Source organism: Paenibacillus sp. CMM36 (genome assembly GCF_053570945.1).
Map to the genome: position 1 here is coordinate 60,389 of NZ_JBSEDY010000020.1, position 1,787 is coordinate 62,175.

At 42.4% G+C, this 1,787-nt stretch carries 1 protein-coding gene; it reads right to left on the reverse strand.

The features are described 5' to 3' along the window. Positions 1-109: 109 nt before the first annotated feature. Positions 110-1,144 (reverse strand): alpha/beta fold hydrolase, encoded by a 1,035-nt coding sequence (locus ACWA2B_RS25240; RefSeq protein WP_449292765.1) that lies wholly within the window; start codon positions 1,142-1,144, stop codon positions 110-112. Between the last annotated feature and the right edge of the window lie 643 nt (positions 1,145-1,787).

The window sequence follows — 1,787 nt, forward strand, 5'->3', positions numbered from 1 at the left end:
GATCAATCAACGAGAATAGTGTAGGGTAGCAAAGACGCCCGGATTCCTTTATATAGAAGGAACTCGGGCGTCTTTTGTTTTTTTATGCTGTCCTTAACATATAAAGTCCCTAATCATCTGTGTATGTTTTAGACATGGTTGACTGAAAATGACTGGTGTCGGTGATGAGTTCACGGATGACCTGGATGACAAGCTCCGGTTGATCATGGATGATCATATGCTCGCTCTTCTTGGCAACAATAAATTTGCTGTTTGTAGAGATGTTAAGCATCTCGCGCTGTCCCATTTGCCAGCTTTGTTCGATCTGATCATTTCCGCGCTTACTAATACCGAACTGAGTCAAATCTTGTTGAACGCCCCGGGCAATTACACGTACAGGGAGGTTGCCCAGATGCTGTCCCCGTATGGCATCTTCGGTAGTGCTTGCTAGATCACCTTCCTCCGCAACAGATCGAAAGTACTTAGAAGAAGCGACAATATTCACAAAAGAGTTTCTATCTTGATATTCGACTCGACCCGTTAGCATAAAATTGGGAAACAGGCGAAATGCTCCTGACTTTTCTAGGAGAATGGATATTAACGGGGAGGGATTGACCTTAGGTCGTTCTTTGGCATAGATCTCATTTGTCCGGCGAGCGTCATTCTCAGGCCTGGCATCCACCAGAACCAATCCTGCCACTTCGTCTTTGTAGGTCTGCGCGTACAGTCTTGAGTACATCCCTCCGAGAGAATGGCCTACCAGGATATAAGGAGCTTGGATGTCTGCGTTTTTTAAGGCGAGATGAAGCTCCCGAACGATGTTTTCCCCGGTTCGTGGAGTAGCAGCCTCCTCGCTCCAGGCATAGCCTGCCCGGTCATAGGATACAACAGTGGCGAATGATGACAGCTTTTCAGGAATATCCCTCCAGGACAGGCTACTTTCCCCACTCCCTGATTCAAGCAATATTGTCGGAGAGCCATTACCGAGTTTACGAATATGAAGTCGATAGCCCCCGGCATCGACTAATTCCCCCGGAGGCGGGTATTGTGATTTATCCTTTTTGGATGCAATCCACTCATACACAAATCCAGAGATCACGAAAAGTAGTAAGCAAGAGATGATAAGAAACACAATTCTCGTCCATGTTCGCCTTCGTTGTTTCATTAGAAAATCTACTCCTCTATATAGCTATAATTAATCATTACCTAAAGTTGCGTGCAACAAAGCTGCATCGTATGGTTTGTTGCTAGCTCCTTATCTTTTTTACCCATCCTTTCTTTGTCAAATCATCAATATTAAAGAAAAAACAGAATATGCACTTGAGTTGTAATAGCAACACACATGTCCGAGATAGGTGAATGAATGGATCTCACGGCGTTCTTAGATGCGGTAACTAAGTCCATTGGGCAAAAGTACAGGAGTACACAGGATCTCATTACAACAATACAAATAGTAAAAACAATTCATTAAAAAAGGGTTGCATTTAAATATTCAGAGTGGTATACTCTAATTCCGGCCAAGAAATACAATAGCGAGCGAGTGTTACAAAAAAAGATTTTAAAAAATGCTTGCAAAGTTGGTTCGGACATGATACGATATAAGAGTTGATGAAGCGATAAACTTAATCAACAGAAAAGAATGTTTGATCTTTGAAAACTGAACAACGAGTGAGTAAAATGGTTTTGTTCGCAAAATCAAACAAGAGATATTTTTTATCTCGTCAGTTTCAAAATGAGCTTATCGCTCTTTCTATAAACCAGCTTCGGTTGGTCTTTAATGGAGAGTTTGATCCTGGCTCAGGACGAAC